Below are 972 nucleotides of genomic sequence, written 5' to 3' on the forward strand. Positions count from 1 at the left end.
AGGTTCACGCCGCTGAGGGCGTCGGTGTACCAGTGGAGGGTGAAGCCGCCGGTGTCTCCTTCCAGGCTGAGGGAGAGCACGCCGATGATCGGGTAGACGAACAACACCAGCAGGAACACCGTCACGGGGACGGCGTTGACCAGCGCGAGCCGTGAGCGGTGCCCGCGCATCGCGGACGTCTTCACACGCACCTTGCCGGGTGCGAGAGCGGTGCCGGCCATGACCTCACCCCCCGTCCGTCTCGTCGAAGACACTGACGTCCTCGCGATCGGCGGTGACGCAGACCCGCTCGCCCACGCGCGGCGGGGTCTGCGCGGTCTCGATCCGCAGCGGCGGCGTTCCGGGCACGGCGCCGTCCAGGCGGACGGTGATCCGCGTCAGCGAACCGACATAGACGGCCGTCTCGACCGTGCCGGTACAGCAACTGCCCTCGGCACTGGTGAGCCGGAGCCTGCCCGGCCGGACCGCCGCCCGCACCCGCTGCCCCGGCGCATACGGGTGGGCGCGGGCTTTGAGGACGCCGCCGGTGTCCAGCCGCACCCGAGTACAGCCGTCCTCGGCCGACTCCTCGACCTTGCCGGTGAGGAAGTTGGCGGCACCGAGGAAGTCGGCGACGAACGGAGTACACGGGCGCTCGAACAGGCCACGGGGCGTGTCGAACTGCTCGATCCGGCCGTCCTTCATGATCGCGATCCGGTCCGACAGAACTAGCGCCTCTTCCTGATCATGTGTCACATAGACGACGGTCAGGCCGAGTTCGCGCTGGATCGACTTGATCTCGGTCTGCATCTGGTCGCGCAGCTTCTTGTCCAGCGCGCCCAGTGGTTCGTCCATCAGGACGATCGGCGGGCGGTAGACCAGGACCCGGCACAGGGCGACGCGCTGCTGCTGCCCGCCGGACAGTTCACGGGGCTTGCGGCCGGCGAACTTCGACAGCCCGGCCGCCTCCAAGGTTTCCCCCACCCGGCGGCG

General features: G+C 69.4%; 1 protein-coding gene and 1 pseudogene. Both read right to left on the reverse strand.

Annotation, left to right across the window (positions count from 1 at the left end):
* Window positions 1-221 (reverse strand): annotated as a pseudogene (locus tag IE255_RS38850) (ABC transporter permease); the annotation flags it as partial.
* Between the two features lie 4 nt (window positions 222-225).
* Window positions 226-972 (reverse strand): ABC transporter ATP-binding protein (locus tag IE255_RS38855; RefSeq protein ID WP_190055150.1); only part of this gene is annotated, 747 nt, incomplete at its 5' end.

It is taken from the genome of Streptomyces lomondensis (assembly GCF_014651035.1).
GTDB classification, from domain to species: Bacteria; Actinomycetota; Actinomycetes; order Streptomycetales; family Streptomycetaceae; genus Streptomyces; species Streptomyces lomondensis.